Source organism: Mesorhizobium sp. M0983, from assembly GCF_040318975.1.
Taxonomy (GTDB): Bacteria; Pseudomonadota; Alphaproteobacteria; order Rhizobiales; family Rhizobiaceae; genus Mesorhizobium.
Window position 1 is genome coordinate 221875 of the sequence record NZ_JAMYNH010000003.1, and the last position, 23433, is coordinate 245307.

General features: G+C 62.0%; 26 protein-coding genes, 1 other RNA gene and 1 pseudogene. 10 read left to right on the forward strand and 18 right to left on the reverse strand.

Annotated features, from left to right (window positions below):
• Position 1 precedes the first annotated feature (1 nt).
• Positions 2 to 481, forward strand: a complete 480-nt coding sequence (locus NKH71_RS07590) for an anthrone oxygenase family protein (RefSeq protein ID WP_352480934.1) — start codon at positions 2 to 4, stop codon at positions 479 to 481.
• Positions 482 to 501: 20 nt separating this feature from the next.
• On the opposite strand, the gene NKH71_RS07595 is transcribed toward NKH71_RS07590, so the two are convergent.
• From NKH71_RS07595 to NKH71_RS07605, 3 genes are all read right to left on the reverse strand, one after another.
• Positions 502 to 813, reverse strand: a complete 312-nt coding sequence (locus NKH71_RS07595) for an Rdx family protein (protein ID WP_023719638.1) — start codon at positions 811 to 813, stop codon at positions 502 to 504.
• Entirely contained in the window at positions 810 to 1559 is a 750-nt protein-coding gene (locus NKH71_RS07600; RefSeq protein ID WP_023678028.1) for a YebC/PmpR family DNA-binding transcriptional regulator, read from the reverse strand. The genes NKH71_RS07595 and NKH71_RS07600 overlap by 4 nt, the downstream gene beginning before the upstream one ends.
• Positions 1560 to 1791: 232 nt before the next feature.
• A complete protein-coding gene (locus tag NKH71_RS07605; RefSeq protein ID WP_023719639.1) occupies positions 1792 to 2115 on the reverse strand; it encodes an ArsR/SmtB family transcription factor in 324 nt (107 codons plus the stop codon).
• A gap of 51 nt (positions 2116 to 2166) precedes the next feature.
• On the opposite strand from NKH71_RS07605, the gene NKH71_RS07610 reads away from it, so the two are divergent.
• The 4 genes and pseudogenes from NKH71_RS07610 to NKH71_RS07625 all read left to right on the forward strand — a co-directional run bounded on the left by NKH71_RS07610 (position 2167) and on the right by NKH71_RS07625 (position 3983).
• Positions 2167 to 2649 carry an SRPBCC domain-containing protein gene (locus NKH71_RS07610; RefSeq protein WP_352787918.1) on the forward strand — a complete coding sequence of 161 codons (483 nt, stop codon included), beginning with the start codon at positions 2167 to 2169 and terminating at the stop codon, positions 2647 to 2649.
• A gap of 28 nt (positions 2650 to 2677) precedes the next feature.
• Entirely contained in the window at positions 2678 to 3070 is a 393-nt protein-coding gene (locus NKH71_RS07615; RefSeq protein WP_352640129.1) for a VOC family protein, read from the forward strand.
• A 55-nt stretch (positions 3071 to 3125) separates the two neighbouring features.
• Entirely contained in the window at positions 3126 to 3488 is a 363-nt protein-coding gene (locus NKH71_RS07620; RefSeq protein WP_352640128.1) for a hypothetical protein, read from the forward strand.
• 31 nt (positions 3489 to 3519) lie between these two features.
• Positions 3520 to 3983, forward strand: a pseudogene (locus NKH71_RS07625) (SRPBCC family protein).
• A gap of 128 nt (positions 3984 to 4111) precedes the next feature.
• On the opposite strand, the gene NKH71_RS07630 reads toward NKH71_RS07625, so the two are convergent.
• From NKH71_RS07630 to ssrS, 4 genes are all read right to left on the reverse strand, one after another.
• Positions 4112 to 4876 carry a TerC family protein gene (locus NKH71_RS07630; protein WP_352494148.1) on the reverse strand — a complete coding sequence of 255 codons (765 nt, stop codon included), beginning with the start codon at positions 4874 to 4876 and terminating at the stop codon, positions 4112 to 4114.
• Positions 4877 to 4946: 70 nt separating this feature from the next.
• A complete protein-coding gene (locus NKH71_RS07635) occupies positions 4947 to 5771 on the reverse strand; it encodes a TIGR00282 family metallophosphoesterase (RefSeq protein WP_352787920.1) in 825 nt (274 codons plus the stop codon).
• Positions 5772 to 5852: 81 nt separating this feature from the next.
• A complete protein-coding gene (locus NKH71_RS07640) occupies positions 5853 to 6440 on the reverse strand; it encodes a 5-formyltetrahydrofolate cyclo-ligase (RefSeq protein WP_352787922.1) in 588 nt (195 codons plus the stop codon).
• Between the two features lie 80 nt (positions 6441 to 6520).
• Positions 6521 to 6676: non-coding RNA, 6S RNA (gene ssrS, locus NKH71_RS07645), on the reverse strand.
• A 176-nt stretch (positions 6677 to 6852) separates the two neighbouring features.
• On the opposite strand from ssrS, the gene NKH71_RS07650 reads away from it, so the two are divergent.
• The 5 genes from NKH71_RS07650 (at position 6853) to msrB (ending at position 10791) form a co-directional block, all read left to right on the forward strand.
• Complete coding sequence (locus NKH71_RS07650) at positions 6853 to 7692, forward strand: AAA family ATPase (protein ID WP_023719646.1); 840 nt, start codon at positions 6853 to 6855, stop codon at positions 7690 to 7692.
• 118 nt (positions 7693 to 7810) lie between these two features.
• Positions 7811 to 8257, forward strand: a complete 447-nt coding sequence (locus NKH71_RS07655) for a GNAT family N-acetyltransferase (protein ID WP_023719647.1) — start codon at positions 7811 to 7813, stop codon at positions 8255 to 8257.
• Positions 8258 to 8265: 8 nt separating this feature from the next.
• The gene (locus tag NKH71_RS07660) at positions 8266 to 9456 is read left to right on the forward strand and encodes a vWA domain-containing protein (protein ID WP_023719648.1); all 1191 of its coding nucleotides are present in this window, start codon (positions 8266 to 8268) and stop codon (positions 9454 to 9456) included.
• On the forward strand, positions 9457 to 10278 hold the full coding sequence (locus tag NKH71_RS07665; RefSeq protein ID WP_352480939.1) for an MBL fold metallo-hydrolase: 822 nt from the start codon (positions 9457 to 9459) through the stop codon (positions 10276 to 10278). It abuts the gene before it with no gap.
• A 108-nt stretch (positions 10279 to 10386) separates the two neighbouring features.
• Entirely contained in the window at positions 10387 to 10791 is a 405-nt protein-coding gene (gene msrB, locus NKH71_RS07670; protein WP_352494146.1) for a peptide-methionine (R)-S-oxide reductase MsrB, read from the forward strand.
• Between the two features lie 3 nt (positions 10792 to 10794).
• Here the strand turns inward: msrB and NKH71_RS07675 are convergent, their stop codons facing one another.
• The 11 genes from NKH71_RS07675 to NKH71_RS07725 form a co-directional block, all read right to left on the reverse strand.
• Positions 10795 to 11109, reverse strand: coding sequence for a hypothetical protein (locus NKH71_RS07675; RefSeq protein WP_023719651.1), 315 nt, complete (start codon positions 11107 to 11109; stop codon positions 10795 to 10797).
• A gap of 71 nt (positions 11110 to 11180) precedes the next feature.
• The gene (locus tag NKH71_RS07680; RefSeq protein ID WP_023719652.1) at positions 11181 to 11621 is read right to left on the reverse strand and encodes a hypothetical protein; all 441 of its coding nucleotides are present in this window, start codon (positions 11619 to 11621) and stop codon (positions 11181 to 11183) included.
• Positions 11622 to 11672: 51 nt separating this feature from the next.
• Complete coding sequence (locus NKH71_RS07685) at positions 11673 to 11933, reverse strand: DUF2312 domain-containing protein (protein ID WP_023719653.1); 261 nt, start codon at positions 11931 to 11933, stop codon at positions 11673 to 11675.
• A gap of 161 nt (positions 11934 to 12094) precedes the next feature.
• Positions 12095 to 15553, reverse strand: coding sequence for a pyruvate carboxylase (pyc, locus tag NKH71_RS07690; RefSeq protein WP_352894714.1), 3459 nt, complete (start codon positions 15551 to 15553; stop codon positions 12095 to 12097).
• 174 nt (positions 15554 to 15727) lie between these two features.
• Positions 15728 to 16846: a branched-chain amino acid ABC transporter substrate-binding protein gene (locus NKH71_RS07695; protein WP_023719655.1), complete on the reverse strand. Its 1119-nt coding sequence runs from the start codon at positions 16844 to 16846 to the stop codon at positions 15728 to 15730.
• 140 nt (positions 16847 to 16986) lie between these two features.
• Positions 16987 to 17334 (reverse strand): DUF6867 family protein, encoded by a 348-nt coding sequence (locus NKH71_RS07700; RefSeq protein ID WP_023719656.1) that lies wholly within the window; start codon positions 17332 to 17334, stop codon positions 16987 to 16989.
• A gap of 17 nt (positions 17335 to 17351) precedes the next feature.
• The gene (locus tag NKH71_RS07705; protein ID WP_023719657.1) at positions 17352 to 18080 is read right to left on the reverse strand and encodes an ABC transporter ATP-binding protein; all 729 of its coding nucleotides are present in this window, start codon (positions 18078 to 18080) and stop codon (positions 17352 to 17354) included.
• Positions 18080 to 19591, reverse strand: coding sequence for an ATP-binding cassette domain-containing protein (locus NKH71_RS07710; protein ID WP_023719658.1), 1512 nt, complete (start codon positions 19589 to 19591; stop codon positions 18080 to 18082). The genes NKH71_RS07705 and NKH71_RS07710 overlap by 1 nt, the downstream gene beginning before the upstream one ends.
• Positions 19591 to 21186, reverse strand: a complete 1596-nt coding sequence (livM, locus tag NKH71_RS07715) for a high-affinity branched-chain amino acid ABC transporter permease LivM (protein WP_352480943.1) — start codon at positions 21184 to 21186, stop codon at positions 19591 to 19593. The genes NKH71_RS07710 and livM overlap by 1 nt, the downstream gene beginning before the upstream one ends.
• Positions 21187 to 21190: 4 nt before the next feature.
• Positions 21191 to 22093 (reverse strand): branched-chain amino acid ABC transporter permease, encoded by a 903-nt coding sequence (locus NKH71_RS07720; RefSeq protein ID WP_023719660.1) that lies wholly within the window; start codon positions 22091 to 22093, stop codon positions 21191 to 21193.
• A gap of 334 nt (positions 22094 to 22427) precedes the next feature.
• On the reverse strand, positions 22428 to 23429 hold the full coding sequence (locus NKH71_RS07725) for a 4-hydroxyproline epimerase (RefSeq protein ID WP_023719661.1): 1002 nt from the start codon (positions 23427 to 23429) through the stop codon (positions 22428 to 22430).
• Positions 23430 to 23433: the final 4 nt, after the last annotated feature.

Genomic DNA, 23433 nt, shown 5'->3' on the forward strand with positions numbered 1-23433 from the left:
CATGATCATGAAACTGCTTCCCACCCTCACCTTCGTCGCTGCCATTGGCTCAGGCGTTGTCGGCGGCGTTTTCTTCGCCTTCTCCAACTTTATCATGCCGGCGCTCGCCCGCTTGCCTGCCGGAGGCGGCATCGCCGCCATGAATTCGATCAACATCACCGTGATTACGCCGGCATTCATGACCGCGCTATTCGGCACCGGGCTGGTCTGTCTTGTGCTTGCCGCCGGCGCTCTTATCGGCTGGAGCCAGCCGGGCGCGTTCTGGCTTCTCGCCGGCGCCCTGATCTATCTCGTCGGCAACCCGATCGTGACGATGATGTTCAACGTGCCGCTCAACAACGCCCTGGCCGCCGTCGATCCGGCAAGCGCCAACGGCGCCGCGGTATGGGCCACTTATCTCAAGGACTGGGTGATGTGGAACCATGTCCGCACCATCACCGCCATCGTGGCGCTGGGCTGCTTTATCTTCGCGTGGCGGTGAATGCCGGGGCAAGAAGACCCTCAGGCAGGGTCCTTCGACTTATGACCCTTGCGATCGGCATGGCCGAGATCGCGATCCGGATCGATGACGTCGCGAACCAGTTGCTTGAGCTTTGCGGCGTCGGGAAAACCGCCGTCACGTTTGCGGTCCCAGACCAGCGTGTCATTGCAGGAAATGGTGAAGATGCCGCCGGTACCGGGCACCAGCGTCACTTCGCCGAGATCGGTGCCGAAAGTGGACAGCAGCTCCTGCGCCATCCAGCCGGCCCTGAGCAGCCACAGGCACTGCGTGCAATAGGTGATGCGGACTGTAGGCAGCGCGTGTTGGGTCATGCCGCGCTGAGCTTCGCCAAGGTCTCCTCGTCGACCTCGAAATTGGCGTAGACGCTCTGCACGTCGTCGTCATCTTCAAGCGTCGCGACCAGCTTCATCAGCGATTGTGCCCGCTCCTCGTCAACCGCGATATTGGTCTGCGGCTTCCAGATCGGCTTCACCGATTCAGCCTCGCCGAGCGCGCCTTCCAGCGCCTTCGACACCTCGCCGAGATTCTCGAAGGCGCAGTAGATCGTGTGGCCTTCCTCGTCCGACTGGACGTCGTCGGCGCCGGCCTCGATCGCCGCGTCCATCACCTTTTCGGCGCTGCCGGCCGATGCCGGATAGTAGATCTCACCGACGCGGTCCCACATGAACGACACCGAGCCGGTCTCGCCCATCGCCCCGCCGGCCTTGGTGAAGGCAGCGCGCACATTCGACGCCGAGCGGTTGCGGTTATCGGTCAGCGCCTCGACGATCAGCGCGACGCCGCCCGGCCCATAACCCTCGTAGCGCACGGCCTCGTAGGTCTCGGCATCGCCCATCGACGCCTTGTTGATGGCGCGCTGGATGTTGTCCTTCGGCATCGACACCGCCTTGGCGTTCTGCACCGCAAGGCGCAGGCGAGGGTTCATCGATGGATCGGGCGTGCCGCTCTTGGCGGCGACGGTGATTTCGCGCGCCAGCTTGGAAAACATTTTCGATCGCACCGCATCCTGACGGCCCTTGCGGTGCATGATGTTCTTGAACTGTGAATGGCCAGCCATGGCACCCCTGTCGTCTTCTCGGCTAGAGCATCCGCGGCCTGGTGAACCACCCGGCGCCTTGCAAAGTGCTCGAATTCAAAATCTCAGAACGTCCTGCTGCGTCCGGACGGACGTACGGCGCTCTATGTCGGAATGGCCGGCTTATAGATAAATCGGCTCAATTCGTCCAGCCGCGCCGTGGCAGACGACACGCAAGGGCTTGAGACCCGAAAAGGCAGGCTTCGGCGGCCGTTCACCCCTCCAGATCGGACTTCAGCCGGTCGAGAATGCTGATCGCGTGCGTGGCATATTGGCTGATCCAGCGGTCGTGGATGTGCTTGATCGGCAGCGCGTTGAGATGGTTCCAACGCTCGCGGCCCTCGCGCCGCGCCACGACCATGTCGGCCTCCTCCAGCACTTTCAGATGCAGCATGATCGTGCAGCGGTCCATGTCGGGGAAGGCATCGCACAACATGCCGGTGGTCTGCGGCGCATCCTTCAGCCGGTCCAGCAACTCACGCCGGCGCGGATGCGCCAGCGCCTTGAAAACATTGTCGTCCCGCGAATGGCTTGACATGTTATGTTTCTATAACATATCGTTGAGCCATTCAAGGAAGGAGCTGTGGATATGTCTCTTGGATTCAGGGTTTCGGGCCGCATCGGCAAACCTGTCGCCGAAGTCTTCGACGCGGTCGTCAATCCGAAGAAGCTTAGCGGCTATTTCACTACGATCGGCGGCGCCAGCGCGCCGCTGGTGGCTGGTGCCGGTGTTGTCTGGTGGGGCAACGTCCCCGTCGAGGTCGACGAAGTGATCAAGGACAGCCGCATCGTGCTGCACTGGGACGCCTCCGATGCCGACGGCAAGCCAGCCTACAAGACCCGCATCGAGATGAATTTCGAACCGCTCGATGATGGCGGCACCTTTGTCACCATCGCCGAGACCGGCTGGCGCGAGGACGCGGTCGGCCTGAAGAAGTCCTATCTCAATTGCGAGGGCTGGTCGCAGATGCTGGCCTGCATGAAGGCCTATGTCGAATACGGCATCAATCTGCGCGACGGCTATTACCGCAGCGAGATGAAGGGCGAGCCGGCCAACGAGAACAACATCTGAAAAACCACCAAGATGACGGAGGCCTGCGATGAAGCAAGTGACGCCATTTCTGATGTTCGAGGGCAAGGCCGAAGAGGCAATGACCTTCTATTGCGAGACGATCCCCGACAGCAGCGTCCTTGACGTCACACGTTACGGCTCCGGCGAAGACGGCCCGGAAGGGACGGTCAAGCTGGCGCGCGTGTCCATAAGCGGTCTGGAAGTGATGGTCTACAACAGCCCCGTGCACCATGCCTTCACATTCACGCCGTCGGTCTCGCTGTATGTGGATTGCTCCACGGAGGCAGAGCTGAACGGCATTGTCGAGGCCCTGGCCAAGGACGGCAAATTTCTGATGCCGCTGGACAATTATGGTTTCAGCCGCCGGTTTGCATGGCTCAACGACAGGTTCGGAGTCTCCTGGCAAATCAATTTGGCATAGCGGGTTCTGGACCGAACCGGCCAATCGAACCTGAACACGGGAATGGAGCCAGCAAATGACCGCGAAGATCAGCGGCGGCATCAACATCGCCATGAAAGTGCCGCCACATCAATACCAGGCAACGATCGCCTTCTATCGCGACGTCATCGGCCTGAAGCCATTCACGGCCAAGGCGCCCGCTATCGGCTTTGAACTCGGTCCCAATCGCCTGTGGATCGACGAGGCGCCGATGCTTAGTCAGGCCGAGGTCTGGCTGGAACTGTTCACCGATGATTTTCCAGGCGCGGCGGACCATCTCGCCAAGGCCGGCGTCGTGCGCTGCGACGCCATCGAGGCACTGGGTGAAGGCTTTCGCGGCGGCTGGATCACCAACCCGGCCAACATCATTCACCTCGTGCGCGAACCCGATGCTTGGTGAACCGGGGCGGCGCCGTGGAAAGGAGGACGCTATGGAAATCCGTGAAACACCGACCGCCGAAGCCGGCATGCTGATAAGGCGGCCGGTCGCCGACGTGTTCGAAGCTATCGTTGATCCGGCGATCACGACAAAATTCTGGTTCCACGGCAGCGACAGGCTGGACAGCGGCAAGGAAATCCATTGGGAATGGCGCAGTATGGCGCCTCGACGACGGTAACGGTCAGCGAGATCGTGCCGAACGAGAAGATCGTCATGCAATGGAGCGATCCACCGACCACGGTGGTGTGGACTTTTACCGAGATGCCCGGCGGCACGACCTTTGTCGAGGTCCGCAATTTTGGCTTTGCCGGTAGCGGCGACGAGCAGATCAAGCAGGCGATCGACTCGACGGGCGGCTTTGCGCTGGTGCTCGCCGGCGCCAAGGCGTGGCTCGAGCAAGGCTTGACGCTTGGCCTGACCGGCGACCGCCATCCGAAGGGTTTGCCGGCGCAGTAAGGTCTTCGGGTGCCAAAAGCCATTCCGCAGCGATCCCTCCGTCCCGCCAACCTCTCAAAGGTTCTGCATGGCCGCGACGATCGAGACCGAGCCCTAGTTCTCTGCGCTGCCGGTTCGCTCCGCTGGACTCAGTGCCCGCCGCCCTTGGCCTTCTTCCGCCGTCGCGCCAGCATGTTGAGTCCTTCGACCAGTGCCGAAAAGCCCATGGCGGCGTAGATATAGCCTTTCGGCACGTGGTAACCCATGCCGTCGGCGATCAGCGTCATGCCGATCATCAGCAGGAACCCTAGCGCCAGCATGACGATGCTGGGGTTCCTGGCGATGAAATCGGCCAGCGGCCCGGCCGCCAGCATCATCACGCTCACCGCCACGATCACCGCGATGTACATGATCGCGATTTCGTCGGTCATGCCGACGGCGGTGATGATCGAGTCGATCGAGAAGACGAGGTCGAGCAGCAATATCTGGAAAATGGCGCCGGCCAGCGACAGCTGCAGTGTTTCGCCCATCATCGTGTCCTGGTGATCATCGAGATCGACCGTGTGGTGGATCTCCTTGGTCGCCTTCCAGACGAGGAACAGGCCGCCGGCAATCAGGATCAGGTCGCGCCATGAAAAGCCGTGGCCGAAGGCGGTGAATATCGGCATCGTCAACTGGACGATGATCGAGATGGTGGCCAGCAGGATCAGCCGCATCACCAGCGCGGCGGAGATGCCGAGCCGCCGGGCGCGGGCTCGCTGCGCTACCGGCAATTTGTTGGTCAAAATCGAGATGAAGATCAGATTGTCGATGCCGAGCACGACCTCCAGCACGATCAGCGTCAGCAGCGCGACCCATGCCGTCGGGTCGGAGACAAAGGCGAAATGCGGCGCCAGGAATTCGACTAGCTGCATGGAGGTCGTCCCCTCTACGATCTAGAGCAGTTTCGCCGGCAATTGGGTATTGCAAGCGTCCATATCAATGTCACGACCAGAAGGATGGAGCCGTTTCCTCCAGCCGCGGGCCGCGGCGAAACGGCGCGATCCGTTCAGTCAGGCCGCTACGGTCGGAAATGTCGACGCCGACGCCGCACAATGTCGCCGGTCCGGTCGACGCCTCGAAACGGCCTTTCGGCACCTTGGACAAAAACCGGTTGAGCGGCTCCTCCTTGTCCATGCCGAGCGAGGAATCGTAATCGCCGCACATGCCGGCATCGGAAATATAACCGGTGCCGCCATTGAGGATCTGGTGATCGCCGGTCGGCTGATGCGTGTGGGTGCCGACAACAAGGCTGGCACGGCCGTCGACGAAATGGGCGAAGCACATTTTTTCCGAGGTCGCCTCGGCATGGAAATCGATGACGGTCGCATCGGCCTGCTCGCCAAGCGGACAAGCGGCAAGTTCGCGCTCGCCGGCCTGGAATGGATCGTCGAGCTCGGGATGCATGAACACCCGGCCCATGATGTTGGCGACCAGCACGCGCGCGCCGTTCCTGGCGATGTAGACGCCCGAGCCGCGCCCCGGCGTGCCTTTCGGGAAATTGGACGGACGCAGGAAGCGTTCCTCGCGCGGCGCGAAAATCAGCGCATCGCGTTGGTCCCAGACATGGTTGCCGGTGGTGACGACATCGGCGCCGGCCGAGATCGTCTCGCGAAAAATCTCCTCGGTGATGCCGAAGCCGCCGGCGGCGTTCTCGCCATTGACGATGACGAAGTCGAGTTTGAAATCCGAGATCAGGCCGGGCAGTTGTTCCCACACCGCCGTACGTCCTGTCTTGCCGACCATGTCGCCGAGGAAGAGAAGTCTCATATAAGCGTGATCCCGAACCGAAGGTCAGCGAAGCAAAAAGCTGCATGACTTTCGAAAAAGACCATGCGTCCAGGAACTTATCTACAATTTCGGCGCGAACAGGCGCAACCCGCTCTCGGTGAGTATTTCCGGAATGATCACGTCATGCGGCTCGTCCGGCACCTGGGCCACCTCCTGGCAGTCGAAGGCAATGCCGATCAGCCGCAGCTGCTGCCCCTTGTCGGCCAGCCGCGCGATCGCCCGGTCGTAATAGCCGGCGCCGTAACCGATGCGGTGGCCGCGCGCATCGAAGGCGGCAAGCGGCACCAGCATCACCTGCGGATCGAGTACCTCGGCTTCCTCATGCGGCCCGACGGTGCCGAAGCCCATGTCGATCATTGGCGCGCCGCGCACCAGTTCGCGAAAAACGATGGTGGTCTTGTCGAGAATGGCCGGCAGGCAGAGCCTCGCGCCCTTCTCGCGCAAGGCAAACATCAGCGGCCGGACGTCGACTTCCGAGCGCATCGGCCAGAAGCCTGAGACGATCTGGCCCGGCTCGACGGTGATCTGGTCGCGCGCCGTCTCGGCCATTTCGAGTGCTGCCTCCACACGCCAGAACGGATCGAGCGCATCGCGGCGCCCGAGGGCTTGGTTGCGAAGATTTTTTTTCAGGTCTTTTGAGGAGGTCATGGAGCCAGGATAGAAAAAGTCGGATCTGGACGGGGTTTTGGGAGCGACGTTTCCTACCGCATGGCCCACTGAAATGTGAGTGACGATCCACACAACCGGTGGAGAGAGCGATCCCGGGAACCTACAAAGTAGGTGGGCGCCGTATGAGAAAACCCACGGGTCTTCCCAGGGACAGCTCCCTAGGGATCATTAAGGCCCCGGGGAAAATGTTCTCCTGCCGGGAAGCGCAGACCGTCCCCGCCAATATAGGCAGACGGCAGGCCCAGCGCCAGAGAGACGACACGCTTCGAGTCTTAAATCGACGCAGAACCCCTCAACGAGGTCAGCGCCGGCAAAATCCCCGCTTCGCCAGCAGCGCCTTGCACACCGAAGGCCGCGTCCTTAGGGTCGCGCGATGAACCCGGGAGCAAAAATGCGTTTCGAAGGCACGGCAGCCTATGTTGCCGACAAGGATCTGATGGTGGCGGTCAACGCGGCGATCGCGCTGGAGCGGCCGTTGCTGGTCAAGGGCGAGCCCGGCACCGGCAAGACCGAACTTGCCCGCCAGGTGGCGGCAGCGCTCGGTCTGGATCTGATCGAATGGCACGTCAAATCGACCACGCGGGCGCAGCAGGGTCTCTATGAATACGATGCCGTCTCGCGGCTGCGCGACAGCCAGCTCGGCGACGAGCGCTTCAACGACATTCGCAATTACATCAAGCGCGGCAAATTATGGAATGCCTTTGCCGCCGGCAAGAAAGTCGTGCTTCTGATCGACGAGATCGACAAGGCCGATATCGAGTTCCCCAACGATCTGTTGCAGGAATTGGATAGGATGGAGTTCTTCGTCTACGAGACCGGCGAGACCATCCGCGCCACCGTCCGGCCGATCGTCATCATCACCTCCAACAACGAGAAGGAATTGCCGGACGCCTTCCTGCGCCGCTGCTTCTTCCACTACATCCGCTTCCCCGACGTCGACACTTTGCACAAAATCGTCGACGTGCATTATCCCGGCATCAAGCAGAAACTGGTGCGAGCGGCATTGACCCAGTTCTATGAGATCCGCGACGTGCCCGGCCTGAAGAAGAAGCCGTCGACCTCCGAGGCACTCGACTGGATCCGCCTGCTGGTCGCCGACGACATCGCGCCCGAGGACCTGCGCGCCGACCCGAAGAATGCGTTGCCGAAACTGCATGGCGCGTTGCTGAAGAACGAACAGGACGTGCATCTGTTCGAGCGCCTGGCCTTCATGGCGAGACGGCAGGGGTGAGGGGCTGGTCAGTCGGAAGCCGACGAAAGCCCTCGGACAGCGGTTTCCCGTCGCTGGACCGTTGCCCTTGGTCAGGGACGGAGGCAGCTTCGGGTTGCCGAGTTCAGAGGGAAATGAAATGACCGAGATCACCGTCCGCCCATTGGCGCAATCCGACCATGCCGATTGGCGGCGTCTGTGGACCGCCTATCTCACCTTCTACGAAACCAAGTTGCCGGAAGCGGTTTACGCCGTCACCTGGAAGCGGCTGTTCACGGCGGGCGAGTTCGAGCCGAAAGGCTTCATCGCCACCCTCGACGGCAAGGCCGTCGGCCTGACGCACTATCTCTACCATCGCTCCTGCTGGTCGGAGATAAACAACTGCTATCTGCAGGACCTGTTTGCCGACCCCGATGTGCGCGGCAAGGGCGTCGGCGCCGCCCTGATCGAAGCGGTCAGGCAGGAAGCCGGCAAGATCGGCGTCAAGAACGTCTACTGGATGACGCACGAGACCAACACCACCGCACGCAAGCTCTACGACCATGTGGCGCGCAGGACCGGCTTCATCGAGTATGATCTGCTGTAGACCGTGAGATGTTCATCCCCTTCTTCCTCGAACTGAAGGCAGCGCGGGTTCCGGTCTCGCTCCGCGAATATCTGTCGCTGCTGGAGGGGCTGGAGGCCGGGCTGGTCGACTATGATGTTGAGGGCTTTTACTATCTCGCCCGCGCCGCTCTGGTGAAGGACGAGCGCCACATCGACCGCTTCGACCAGGTCTTTTCGCACATCTTCAAAGGTGTCGAGGCGCGGGCTGGCGAAAACCCGGTCGATGTCGCAAACATCCCGGAGGAATGGCTGCGGAGGCTCGCCGAAAAGCACCTGACCGATGAGGAGAAGAAGCTGGTCGAGGCGCTGGGCGGCTTCGAAAAGCTGATGGCGAGGCTGAAGAAGCGGCTGGAGGAGCAAAAGGGCCGACATCAGGGCGGTTCGAAATGGATCGGCACCGGCGGCACCTCGCCCTTCGGCGCCTATGGCTACAATCCCGAAGGCGTGCGCATCGGCCAGCACGAAAGCCGCAACCGCCGCGCGGTAAAAGTCTGGGACAAACGCGAGTTCAGGAACTTCGACGATGCCGTCGAGCTCGGCACCCGCAACATCAAGGTCGCGCTGAAGCGCTTGCGCCGCTGGGTGCGCGAAGGCGCCGAAGAGGAATTCGACCTGCCAGGGACCATCCACGCCACCGCCGAGCACGGATATCTCGACGTTAAGACACAACCCGAACGTCGCAATGCGGTCAAGCTGCTGATGTTCTTCGATGTCGGCGGCTCGATGGACGACCACATCAGGAGCGTCGAGGAGCTATTTTCGGCTGCCCGCGCCGAATTCCGCCAGCTCGAATATTTCTATTTCCACAACTGCCTCTACGAGGGCGTGTGGAAGGACAATCGCCGCCGCCATGCCGAGGTGATTCCGACCTTCGATCTCCTGCATAAATATGGCCCCGACTACAAGGTGATCGTCGTCGGCGACGCCTCGATGAGCCCCTACGAGATCGCCCATCCCGGCGGCTCGGTCGAGCACTGGAACAAGGAGGCCGGCGCCGTCTGGCTTGGGCGGTTGCTGCAGCAATGGCCAAATGCCATATGGCTCAACCCGGAAGCCGAGAAGAACTGGGGTTTTACCCATTCGATTGCCATGATCCGCGATATTTTTGACGGCCGCATGTTTCCACTGACGCTCGCCGGCCTCGAAGCCGCGACGAAGCAACTTTCAAGGAAGCACTGAATGGATCCACGCAAAACAGGAAGGTCGACCTGTTTCCTTTGCCTGCAATGCGGTGTCCAGTTCGCGGCGACAGCGACGCCGCCGCGACATTGCCCGATCTGCGAGGACGAGCGGCAATATGTGCGTTGGGAGGGCCAGGCCTGGACCACGCCGGAAGAGCTCGCCGCCGGCCATCGGCTCGCGATGAGAGACGACGCCGGCGTGCTCGCCTTCGGCATCGAGCCGCGCTTCGCCATCGGCCAGCGGGCATTGCTGGCGCAAACGCCGCACGGCAATGTGCTGTGGGACTGCATTTCGATGGTCAGCGACGAGGCGGTGGCCGAGATCAACCGCCGGGGCGGCCTCGCCGCGATCGCCATTTCGCACTGCCATTATTATTCGGCAATGGTCGAGTGGAGCGAGGCGTTTGGCGGCGTGCCGATTTATCTGCACGCCGATGATTGTCAGTGGATCATGCGGCCGCATCCGGCGATCATCAGCTGGCAAGGCGAGACGCGCGCCATAAACCCGTCGCTGACGCTCATCCGCTGCGGCGGCCACTTTGCCGGTGGCCAGGTGCTGCACTGGAAGCGCGACGGCGGCAATGCCATCCTGGCCGGCGACATCGTGCAGGTGACGCCGACTCGCCGCCATCTCAGCTTCATGTACAGCTACCCGAACTACATCCCGCTCAACGCTTCGAAAGTGCTCGGCATCAAGGCCGCGCTGGAGCCTTTCGCGTTCGACCATATCTATGGCGCGTGGTGGAACCAGAACGTCATCGGAGATGCAAAGGCGGCATTTTCAGCATCGGTTGCGCGCTATCTCGCCGCCATCGCCTGAGGAATTCTTCGCGACAGGATAGAAATACGGGCAAACGCGGTAACAAATCCCTATTTCAGGCGAAGTTGGGAAGGCAACCCAAATAGCGACCTAAGCTAAGAGGAGAAAATGGACAGCCACACCTACCCCGTTACCCGCACCGACGCCGAATGGCGCGCCCGGCTGACGCCTGAGCAATATGCGGTGATGCGCAACCACGGCACCGAGCGGCCGGGAAGCTGCGCCCTGCTGCACGAGAAGCGCGCCGGCACCTTCTCCTGCGTCGGCTGCGACCAACCCTTGTTTGAATCCAAGCTGAAATTCGAGAGCGGCACAGGCTGGCCGAGCTTCAACGATCCGGTGCCGGGCTCGGTCGAGACCACCGTCGACCGCAGCTACGGCATGGTCCGCGCCGAATGCCATTGCGCCCGCTGCGGCAGCCATCTCGGCCACGTCTTCGAGGACGGCCCGCCGCCGACCGGTCTGCGCTATTGCATCAACGGCGTGGCGCTCAAATTCGAGCCGGCCGCCTGATCGTCAGGCCACGACCACCAGGATCAGCCACAACGTGGCGCCAAGCGTCATCAGCGAGGCCTTGGCGCCACTTGATTTTCCGGCAGTTCGCCAAACGGCAAAAGTCAGGAAGATGTTGTAGGGCACCGGCGCGAAATGCACCGCCAGAACCAGCGCAAGCGGCAGCTTCAGCCCGAGCAGAATGAGCGCCACCACCGACGACGCGACGTTGATCGCTGTGCCGACAACAACCAGGTCGCGCCAGAACAGCCGATCGAGCGGCACGCCGCCGAGCCAGCGTGAGCGGAAGAAGGCGGCAACGCGCGACATGATCGTCATCGATCCACCGGCTCCCTCGCTCTGCTCACCAGCGCAACCCTTCCACAAGGATTGCGTCTGGAAACCCTGCTTTATTCCTGACCCAGAACTTCGGCAATCGCGCGCTCGAAACGCGAGGCTTCCGTCACCAGCCAGTCGGTCATCGCCGGCCAATTGTCTTCGGCAAAACAATTCACCCGCCACATCGAATTGATGCCGAGGCCGTCGCAACTTTGTTCTGGCCTGAGCTTCAGCCTGTCTTCGATGGCCGGCTGGAACGGCTTCAGCCGCGACCAGGCTTGCGTGGCACCGAACTTCTCGTTGCGGCCGAAGAAGACGCCGACATGATTCTGCGCAGGCGCGACGTACATGGAAAGGACCAATGCGAAGTCGGGCAGCCCACGCTGCCAGAACCACGGTCCACGCCTCGCCAGCAGAGCCCTTTCATCCGGATGCCGTTCCGCGAACAGCGTCCAGAAGCTGCGTTGGCGGAATTCAGAGGCGCGGCGGGCGCCAAAATCGAATTCGCTCATGGTTCGAACCGTCGAGGGGCGCCGCAACCGGCGCCCAAGGCTGTTATCGGCCTACACCATTCCAAGCGCGGCCTTGTACAGATCGAGGATGGACTCCTCTTCCTGCCGCTCGGCCTGGTCCTTCTTGCGCAGCCGGATGATCGACCGCATCGCCTTAGTGTCGAAGCCGGTGCCCTTGGCCTCGGCGAACACTTCCTTGATGTCGTCGGCAATCGTCTTCTTCTCTTCCTCGAGCCGCTCGATGCGTTCGATGAAGGCGCGCAGCTGGCCGGCGGCAACAGTCTGGCTGGTTTCGGTGATGTCGTCGGCCATATTCTTCACTCCGCGTCGTTTCTCGCCGCGACTCACGGGGACCCGAGCGGCGAATTGCAGCGGTTCGATGCCCGACCGGGCGCGGCGGGTCAAGGTGCTATCGATGCGGCATGAAGGGGCTGCTGCCAGGCGCCGACAAGGCTCTCTGATGCCGGCCTATTTCACCCGAACGCGATCAGCAGATCCTTGGCATCGATCTGGTCGCCGGCCTTGACCAGCACCTCGGCTATGGTGCCGTCGCGTTCGGCATGCAACGCCGTTTCCATCTTCATCGCTTCGATCGACAGCAGCACGTCGCCGGCCTTCACCGCCTGGCCGGCAGCGACCACAAGCGCCGAGACGACGCCAGGCATCGGCGCGCCGACATGCGCCTCATTGCCCGGCTCCGCCTTGCGCCGTGCCTTGGCAGCGGAGGCGCCATGCGCCCGGTCCGGCACCTTCACCCGGCGCGGCTGGCCGTTGAGCTCGAAGAACACGGTGACCATGCCCTTTTCGTCGACATCGCCCATGGCAAGGCAGCGCACCACCAGCGTCTTGCCTTTTTCGATGTCGACGAAAATCTCGTCTTCCGGCTTCATGCCGTAGAAATAGGTCGGCGTCGGCAGCACGCTGACCGGCCCGTAGGTCTCCTGCGCGGCGGCGAAATCCGAAAACACCTTCGGATACATCAGCCACGACGCGAACTCGAACTCACTGAGCTTGCGCTCGAGCTTTTCCTCGACCTCCCTGCGGCTGGCCGTGAGGTCCGCCGCCTTGAGCAGCGAACCCGGCCGCACCGTGATCGGCTTTTCGCCCTTCAGCACCTTCTTCTGCAATGGCTTTGGCCAGCCGCCCGGCGACTGGCCGAGGTCGCCGCGCAACATCGACACCACAGAATCCGGGAAGGCGATGTCCCGCGCCGGATTCTCGACGTCGGCGACGGTCAGGTCCTGGCTGACCATCATCAGCGCCATGTCGCCGACGACCTTGGACGACGGCGTCACCTTGACGATATCGCCGAACATCAGATTGACGTCGTGATAGGTCTGCGCCACTTCGTGCCAGCGCGTCTCCAGCCCAAGCGAGCGCGCCTGTTCCTTGAGGTTGGTGAACTGCCCGCCAGGCATTTCGTGCAGATAGACCTCCGATGCTGGCCCCTTCAGGTCGCTTTCGAAGGCGGCGTACTGGTTGCGCACCGCCTCCCAGTAGAACGAGATATTCCTGATCCATTGCGGGTCGAGGCCCGGATCGCGCTCGGTGCCCTTCAGCGCCTCGACGATCGAACCCAGGCATGGCTGCGAGGTGTTGCCAGATAGCGAATCCATCGCCGCGTCGATGCCGTCGACACCGCTCTCCACCGCTGCCAGCACGGTGGCCGCCGACAGGCCGGATGTGTCGTGCGTGTGGAAGTGGATCGGCAGGTCTGTCGCCTCGCGCAGTGCCTTGAACAGCACGCGGGCAGCACTCGGCTTTAGAAGCCCCGCCATGTCCTTGACGGCAATGATATGGGCGCCCGCCGCCTGCAATTCGCTGGCCAGGCCGACATAGTATTTCAGATCGTATTTCGCCCGCGCCGGATCGAGTATGTCGCCGGTATAGCAGATCGCCGCTTCGATCAGCTTGCCCTCGGCGCCGACCGCATCCATGGCCACACGCATGTTCTCGACCCAGTTCAGGCAGTCGAAGACGCGGAACAGGTCGATGCCGCCAGCAGCGGCCTGGTGGACGAAATGCTGGACGACATTGTCGGGATAGTTAGTATAGCCAACGCCGTTGGCGCCACGCAGAAGCATCTGCAGCAGAAGATTGGGTGCTGCCTCGCGCACCAGCGACAGCCGCTCCCATGGATCTTCGGTGAGGAAGCGCATGGCGACGTCGAATGTTGCGCCGCCCCAGCATTCGAGTGACAAAAGCTGCGGCAGAGCGCGCGCATAGGTGCCGGCGATGCCGGCGATGTCATAGGTGCGCACACGCGTCGCGAGCAAGGATTGATGCCCGTCGCGCATTGTCGTGTCGGTGACCAGCACCTCTTTTTGCTCGCGCATCCACGCCGCGAATTTCTCCGGCCCGAGCACGTCGAGCTTCTGCTTGCTGCCGTCAGGCACATTGCCGTTGAGATATGGCACCACCGGTGGCGCCGCATCTGCTTTTGGCTGCGGCCGGCCGCGCGTCTCGGGATGGCCATTGACCGAAACGTCGGCAAGATAGTTGAGCAGCTTGGTCGCGCGGTCCTGCCGCTTCACGCTGGCGAACAGTTCCGGCGTCGTGTCGATGAACTTGGTGGTGTAGGAATTGTCGGCGAAGCTCCGGTGATTGATGATCGCCTCGAGAAAGGTGAGATTGGTCGCCACGCCCCGGATTCGGAATTCGCGCAACGCCCGGTTCATGCGGGCGATGGTCTCGGCCGGCGTCGGCGCCCACGCCGTCACCTTTTCCAGCAATGGATCGTAGAAGCGGGTGATGACCGCGCCCGAATAGGCGGTGCCCCCATCAAGGCGGATGCCGAAGCCGGTGGCGCCGCGATAGGCGGTGATGCGGCCATAGTCGGGGATGAAATTATGCTCGGGGTCTTCAGTGGTGATGCGGCACTGCAGCGCGTGCCCGTTGAGCCTGATGTCCTTCTGCGTCGGCACGCCCGATTCCGCCGTGCCGATGGCAAAGCCGTCGAGTATGTGGATCTGTGCTTTGACGATGTCGATGCCGGTCACTTGTTCGGTGACGGTGTGCTCGACCTGGATGCGCGGATTGACCTCGATGAAATAGAATTTTCCGGTATCGGCATCCTGCAGGAACTCGACCGTGCCGGCGCCGATATAGCTGGTTTCGCGCGCGATCCTCAGCGCATAGGCGCAAAGCTCCTCGCGCTGCGACATTTCGAGATAGGGAGCCGGCGCCCGCTCGACCACTTTCTGGTTGCGGCGCTGGATCGAACAATCGCGCTCGAACAGATGCACCGCATTGCCATGCGTGTCGCCCAGCACCTGCACCTCGACATGGCGGGCGCGCTCGATCAGCTTCTCGAGATAGACCTCGTCCTTGCCGAAAGCCGCCTTCGCCTCACGCTTGCCTTCCATCACCTCGCGGGCGAGATCGGCCTCGGAGCGGATGGCGCGCATGCCGCGGCCGCCGCCGCCCCAGGACGCCTTGAGCATCACCGGGTAGCCGATCGTCCTGGCGAGTTCCTTCACCGCCGCCATGTCGTCCGGCAAGGGATCGGTGGCGGGAATTACCGGCACACCGACTTCGATTGCGAGATTGCGGGCGGCGACCTTGTTGCCCAGCCTGCGCATCGTATCCGGCTTTGGCCCGATGAAGATGATGCCGGCCGTGGCGCAGGCCTCGGCGAATTCCGGGCTCTCCGACAGCAGGCCGTAGCCTGGATGGATGGCATCGGCGCCCGAAAGCCTGGCGACGCGGATAACCTCCTCGATCGACAGATAGCTTTCGATCGGCCCCATATCCCTGGTCAGGTGCGGCCCGCGCCCGACCTGGTAGCTTTCGTCGGCCTTGAAGCGATGCAGGGAGTATTTGTCTTCCTCCGCCCAGATCGCCACGGTTTTGAGGCCGAGTTCATTAGCCGCGCGGAAGACGCGGATGGCAATTTCGGAGCGGTTGGCGACAAGGATCTTCGAGATTGCCAAGGACAGGGCTCCGGACACGGGGAAGGGAACTGCCGGACATGATTAGCGCGAAAATGCTGCAGTGCAAACAAAATCGGGCAGCGGCTAAACCGATTTAAATCAACTCGATACCGTCAAAACGGAAATGCCCGGCGCAAGCGCCGGGCATCTCCAAAATTATCGTCGTCGACAGGCTTACATCTTCTGGATGTAGGTGTACTTGCCGTCGTCGCCCTTCTTCCACTCGTACATGACGTAGCCGGGCAACGTCGGATCGCCCTTCGCGTCATAGGAGAGGTCGCCCAGAACGGTCTTGAACGGACCCTTCTCATGCAGCGCCTTGGCAACTTCCTGCGGGTCGTTCGACTTGGCAACGGTGGCTGCTTCGGCGATCGCCTGCATGGCGGCGTAGGAGTAAAGCGTGTAGGCCTCCGGTTCGAAGCCCTGCGCGCGGAACTTCTCGACGAGTTCCTTGTTCGTCGGGATCAGACGCGGATCCGGGCCGAACGTGTTCAGCGTGCCCGCAACTGCGTCGCCAGCGATCGAGGCCAGCTCGTTCGACACGATGCCGTCGCCGGAAACCAGCGTCGCCTTGAGGCCCTGGTCAGCCGCCTGGCGGATGATCAGGCCGGCTTCGGTGTGCAGGCCACCCCAATAGATGATGGAAACGCCGGCTTCCTTCATCTTGGCGATCAGCGCCGAGAAGTCCTTGTCGCCGACATTGACGCCTTCGTACATGACTTCCGTCAGGCCGGCTGCGTTCATCGCCTTCTTGGTCTCATCGGCAAGGCCCTGGCCGTAGGTCGTCTTGTCGTGGATGACCGCGATCTTGGCATCCTTGAAGTTCGCCGCGAGATAGGCGCCGGCGATGCTGCCCTGCTGGTCGTCACGTCCGCAGGTGCGGAACGTGTTCCACATGCCGCGTTCGGTGAACTTCGGATTGGTCGCGGCCGGCGTGATCTCGAGGATGCCGTTTTCCGCGTAGACTTCCGACGCCGGGATCGAGACGCCCGAGTTGAAGTGGCCAACCACGAACTTGACGCCGTCGCCGACGAACTTGTTGGCGACCGAGATGCCCTGCTTCGGATCGGAGACGTCGTCGCCGACCGAGAGCTTGATCTGCTCGCCATTGATGCCACCGGCCGCATTGATGTCGGCGACGGCCTGTTCGGCACCCTTCTGCAGCTGCGCGCCGAAGGCGGCATTCGGACCGGTGATCGGACCGGCGACGCCAACCAGGACGTCAGCCCACGCGCTGCCGCTGAACGCGATCAGCGCGGTCAGGGCGACGGCGGACAAAAGTGATTTTTTCATGTAAAACGCTCCCATTTACGGAGTGGGCGTTGGATGATGCTTTCATGCGATGCCCACTTTTACTCGCAGAAAACGTACTTTGCCGATTTTCAGGCACTTGTCACGCCGATTCATCCCCGAAACGGCGTTAATCATGAACGTCAACCTTTCGGCTTCCAGCTCAAAACCGATGCTCTTTCATAGAGCCAATTATACTGTGTCACCATCTGGTTTGTGCGCGTGTATTGATAGCCGATGAAGCCCAATATCATCAGTACGATCGTATCCACGATATAGTAATGCAGCGAGAACATCGTGCCGCCGAACAGCGCGTGATGAATGAACCTTACGCCAATGCCAAGGCCGAGCATGTAGGCGAACAATTGGAGGAAGCTGCGCCATGTCTGGGCGCTGGCCTTGCCGGTCATCCATGCCGCCCAGCCGCCGAGCAGGCAGGTGACGAAGAAGAACTGCCAGATCGAGGGTTCCTCGTAGAGAATGCCCTGCATGATGAAGTCTCCTGAACTCAGTGGTGGCCGCCTTCGAGATAGGCGGCGCGCACTTCCGGATTGGCGAGCAGCTCCTTGCCGGTGCCGCTCATCGTCACATTGCCGTTGACCATGACATAGCCGCGCGTCGCGAGCTTCAGCGCGCCGAAGGCGTTCTGCTCGACCAGGAACACTGTCAGCCCTTGGGTCCGGTTCAACTCGCGGATGGCGTCGAAGATCTGCTTCACGATCAGCGGCGCCAGGCCGAGCGACGGCTCGTCGAGCAGGAGCAGCTTCGGCCGTGCCATCAGCGCACGCCCGATCGACAGCATCTGCTGTTCGCCGCCCGACAGGGTGCCGCCGCGCTGGGCGATGCGTTCCTTCAGGCGCGGAAACAGCGTGAACACCTTCTCGACGTCCTCGTCGTAATGCTTGAGGCCGTCGAGGCTGGCGCCCATCTGCAGGTTTTCCATCACCGTCATGCGCGGGAAGATGCGCCGGCCCTCCGGCGACTGGGCGATCCGCATGCGCGCGATCTCATGCGTTGGCATCTGGGTAATATCGGTGCCGGCGAAGGTGATCGTGCCCGCCCGGGCCCGCGGAGCACCAAAAATGGTCATCATCAGCGTCGACTTGCCGGCGCCGTTGGCGCCGATCAGCGCCACGATCTCGCCCTGCCTGACGGTGACGTCGACACCGTTCAGCGCCCTGATGTTGCCGTAGTAGGTCTGGACGCCTTTGATATCGAGCAGCGTTGTGCCGGCCATCACTTGCGCCCTCCGCGCTTGCCCGCAGGTGCGGCAGCAGTCTTGCCGGCAACTGTTTTCGCAGTTTTCCCGGAAGCGTGGCTCGTTTCCACTTTCCCGGCGTCGACGCGGCGCGAAAATTCCGTCTCCTTGCCGGCGGCGAGAAGCTTGGCCTGACCAACCCAGTCCTCACGGGCGATGCGTCCGTCGAAGGCGAGATAGGCCTCGACGGCCGCGACGTCGGCTTTCTTCCATGCCGCGATCTGGTCGAAATGGAAGATGCCGTGCTGGTTAAGCTTCTTCTCGTTGACCGTGCCGATGCCCTTGATGCGGGTCAGATTGTCGGCCTCGCCGCCACGTGGCGCTGTGAGCCGGTTCGAAACGCCCGCGACCTTCGACTTGGCCGGCGCCTTAGCCGTGGAGGGTTTCGCGGTCGGCTTAGCTGCAGCGGGTTCCGCCTTGGCCGGGGGAGCGGCGGCTTGCGCTGCTGCCTTGCTTGCCGCGGCACTCGACTTTGCATCGAACTGCCCGGCTTTCGAGGCGCCTTTCGACACGGTCACGCGCTCGCCCTCGCTGTGGCCGATCGTATCGGTCACCGGTCCGGCGAGATACGAAGACGATGTGCCTGGGCCGTGCGCGGAATCGGGACCGGTGTCCAATTGCTCGATGACGTCCTCGTCGCCGACTTCGGTCAGTACCGTCTCGACTTCCTCGTCTTCGACGCCGAGATAGGCAGCGATGACGCGCGGGTCCGTGCGTACCGAATGCGGGCTGCCGTCCGATATCTTGCGCCCGTATTCGAGCACCACGACGTGGTCGGAAATCTGCATGACCACCGCCATGTCGTGCTCGATCAGCAGGATCGAGGTGCCGGTGTTGTCTTTGATGTCCATCAGCAGCGCGTTGAGCGCCATTGATTCTTTCGGATTGAGGCCGGCAGCCGGCTCGTCGAGGCAGAGCAACTCCGGACCCGTGCACATCGCCCGCGCGATCTCGAGGCGTCGTTGCGCGCCATAGGGCAGGTCGCCGGCCGGGTCGTCGGCACGGTCGACGAGATCGGCCTTCTCCAGCCAGTGCCTGGCCAGTTCGACCGACTCGGCCGATGCCTTCCGGTAGCCGCTGAAGCCGAACAGGCCGAGCACGGTGTAGCCGGACGCCTTCATCAGCTTGTTGTGCTGGGCTACCAGCAGGTTCTCGAGCAGCGTCATGCCCGAGAACAGGCGGATGTTCTGAAAGGTGCGCGCCACCTTGGCGCGTGCCGGGATTTCATGGTTCGGCAGGCGTTCGAGCAGATAGCTCGAGCCGTCGCGCCTATTGAGCGTGAGCATGCCTTCCGACGGTTTGTAGAAACCGGTGATGCAATTGAACACCGTGGTCTTGCCGGCGCCGTTCGGTCCGATCAGCGCGGTGATCTCGCCGCGCTTGGCCTGGAAGGAGAGATCGCCGATGGCGACCAGACCGCCGAATTTCATCGACAGATGGTCGACCTGCAGGATGGCATCGTTCATGGGAGATGGGTTCGTATCACTCATCAGCCGTGGCCTTCCTTGGTGAAGGAGCCGGATACGGCCTTGCTCTTCTTGAGGAAGGCTGTCGGTTCACGGCTGCCGACGAAGCCGCGCGGCTTCCACAGCATGACGATGACCATGGCCATGCCGAATAAAAGCATGCGGTAGAGTTCCGGGGTGAAGTCGGGGCCGAAGACCTGCTTCAGGAAATCGAGTTCGCGCAGCACCTCCGTGCCGCCGATCATCACCATGGCGGCGACGGCGATGCCAACCAGCGAACCCATGCCGCCAAGCACGACCATAGCCAGAATGATGGCCGACTCCAGGAAGATGAAGGATTCGGGGCTGACGAAACCTTGCCGTGCCGCGAAGAACGAGCCGGCGAAGCCGCCGAACATGGCGCCGGTGGCAAAGGCAGTGAGCTTGGTGGTGGTGGTGTTGATGCCGAGCGAGCGGCAGGCGATCTCATCCTCGCGCAGCGCTTCCCAGGCGCGGCCGACAGGCATGCGCCTTAGCCTTATCGTGACGAAGGCGGTGAGCAGGCAGAGCCCCAGGATCAGATAGTAGAGGAATATCTTGTAGTAGGCGCTCGATGTGGCGATATCCAACACCTTGGCGATATAATTCGGATCCGAAACGTTGAACGTCATCAGGCCGAAAAAGGTGACCTTGGGGATGCCGGAGATGCCGGCCGAGCCGTTCGTAACCTCGCGCCAATTGATCAGCACGAGACGAATGATCTCGCCGAAGGCAAGCGTCACGATCGCCAGATAATCGCCGCGCAGACGCAGCACCGGAAACCCGAGCAATACCCCCCAGAAGGCGGCCATGGCGCCGGCGGCGGGCAGCAGGATCCAGAACGACAGGCCAAAATGCGTGCCGAGCAGCGCATAGGCATAGGCGCCGACCGCGTAGAAGGCGACGTAGCCGAGATCGAGCAGGCCGGCGAGGCCGACGACGATGTTCAGCCCCCAGGCCAGCATCACATAGATCAGGATCTGGATGCCGAAATTGTCGACCCATTTCAGTGAACCCTGGAACCCGCCGGCCATCGACCCTGCGTACACGGCAAGCACCGCCACGACGATGATCGGGTAGAGCGCCAGTGCGGTTATGCCCAACGCCGAGAAATGGGCGAGGATGAAGGTGCGGAAATAGAACAGCACCGAGGCCAGCGCATAGATGATCGCCAGCGCCCGCGCGAAGCGCGCATAACCGGCGAGACCCGGCCCCAGCAAACCATCGAGCGAGCCGGCCAGCAGCGCCAGCACAGCCACTACGACGACGGCAGCAATGAAATACGGCAACCGGAAGAACCGCGTCGCCACGCTTTCCGGCAACAGCCCGGTGGCGATGTCGGCAATCTTCTGGTTGGCCAGGAAGGGCTGGCCGTAGGCAACGTAGAGAAAGCGGCCGAGCATGGTGGCGATCACCACGGCGGCGAGCAGGCCCCAGCGCTGTACGAGGATCAGCTCGTTGGAGATGTTCTGATCGGTCCGCAGGCCGATGAACAGCACGAACAGGCCGAGCGCGATGGCACCAGCATAAAGCGCCTCGCGCGTGGCGCGTTGCACTGGGGTGGCGACGACGCCGCGCTCCGGAGATACAGTGACCGCCATGACCTCAGACCTTTTCGACTTCTGGCCGGCCCAATATGCCGGAAGGCAGGAAGATCAGGACGATCGCCAGGATGGAGAAGGCGGCGACGTCCTTGTAGTCGATCGAGAAATAAGCCGACCACATGCTTTCGATGAAGCCGATCATCAGCCCGCCGAGCACGGCGCCGGGCAGCGAGCCGATGCCGCCGAGCACCGCCGCGGTGAACGCCTTCACGCCGGGCGTGAAACCGTCGGAGAAGGCGATGACGCCGTAATACATCAGGAACAGCGTGCCGGCGACGGCAGCAAGGGCCGCACCCATGACGAAGGTGATCGAGATGGTGCGGTCGACGTCGATGCCAAGCAACGCCGCCATCTTGCGGTCCTGCTCGCATGCCCTTTGCGCCCGGCCCAGTGAGGTCTTGTTGACCAAATACCAGAACAGCGCCAGCAGCAGCGCGGTGACGATGACGATGATGATCTGCTTCAGCGATACGCTGATGCCCTCGATGTTGTAGACCGTGGACACCATCGGCGGGATCGGCTTGTTGCGCGGCCCTTGCGTCACCTGGACGAAGTTCGACAGGGCGATCGACATGCCGATCGCGGTGATCAGCGGGGCCAGCCGGAACGAACCGCGCAAAGGCCGGTAGGCCACCTTCTCGATCGTCCAATTATACAGGCTGGTCAGCAGCATCGCGACGATCATCATGATCAGCAGCGCGATCACCACCGGCAAGGAATAGAACAATGCGCCGAGAATGAGGAAAACGATGAGGGCGGTGAATGCCCCGACCATGAAGATGTCGCCATGGGCAAAATTGATCATGCCGATGATGCCGTAGACCATCGTATAGCCGATCGCTATCAGCCCATAGATCGATCCCAGCGTCAGCCCATTGATAAGCTGCTGGACAAAATACTGCATGCTGTCGTGGCTCCCCTGGAATGTCGCCCATGCAGACGCATTCCTTTTCGTATTTCCCCTAGTCGTAAAGTTTCGAGCCCGGATTGCAACGTGATTTTTCGATGGCTATGCGTGTTTTCGCCGCACGCCGTCCGATTGCCCGTTTTATTCCCGTCCGGCCCCTGGACCATCGCGGACCCTACCATTGGCCTAACGCAATGTCTTTGACGATTCAACCGCACCATGCGCCTCGTTTCGAAGAAATCGCCGTCAAAATAAGTTGATGAGCGGGATCGTTGCGTCGTTGATCGCAATCCGTTTACGCTCTCTTTCTTCCCCTGCGTCAGCGTTTTTTCTATTTGACGACGAAGCCGTGCGCGAACGGGTCGCGGTCGTCGATGAAGATCGTGTTCAATCCGGTCATCCGTGCCCAGCCGCCGATCGACGGAATGATCGCCGGCTTGCCGGCGACGGTGACCTCTTTTTCCACCCTGCCCTTGAACAGCGAGCCGATGATCGATTCATGGACGAAGTCGTCGCCAACCCCAAGCTTGCCCTTGGCGTGAAGCTGCGCCATCCGCGCCGAGGTGCCGGTGCCGCAGGGCGAGCGGTCGATCGCCTTGTCGCCGTAGAAGACGGCGTTGCGGGCATCGGCTTGCGGGTTGGTCGGCGCACCGGTCCACAATATGTGCGACAGCTTGTCGATGCCGGGATTCTCCGGGTGGACGAAGGAATATTTCTCGTTGAGCCGCTGCCGCACCACCGGGCTCCAGGCGATCAGCTCGCCCGCCGAATGGTCGGCCATGTCGCGATAGTTCGTTTGCGGTTCGACGATGGCGTAGAAATTGCCGCCATAGGCGACATCGACGCTGATCTCGCCGAGCCCGGGGCATTCGACCGTCAGTCCCTCGGCATAGAGGAAGGACGGCACATTGGTGATGCGCACCTCCTCGACATAGTCGCCGACCTGCTTGTACTCGGCGACGACCAGGCCCGCCGGCGTATCCAGCCTGAGCACGCCCGGCGTCTTCGGCTTGATCAGCCCATGTTCGACGGCAAAGGTCACAGTGCCGATTGTGCCGTGGCCGCACATCGGCAGACAGCCGGAGGTTTCGATGAACAGGATGGCGATGTCGCAATCCTCGCGCGTCGGCGGATAGAGGATCGAGCCGGACATCACGTCATGGCCGCGCGGCTCGAACATCAGCCCGGTGCGGATCCAGTCATATTCGGCCAGGAAATGCGCTCGCCGCTCCATCATCGTCGAGCCGTTGAGCAGCGGTCCGCCGCCGGCGACCAGCCGCACCGGATTGCCGCAGGTGTGGCCGTCTATGCAGAAGAAGGAATTCTTGGCCATGCCG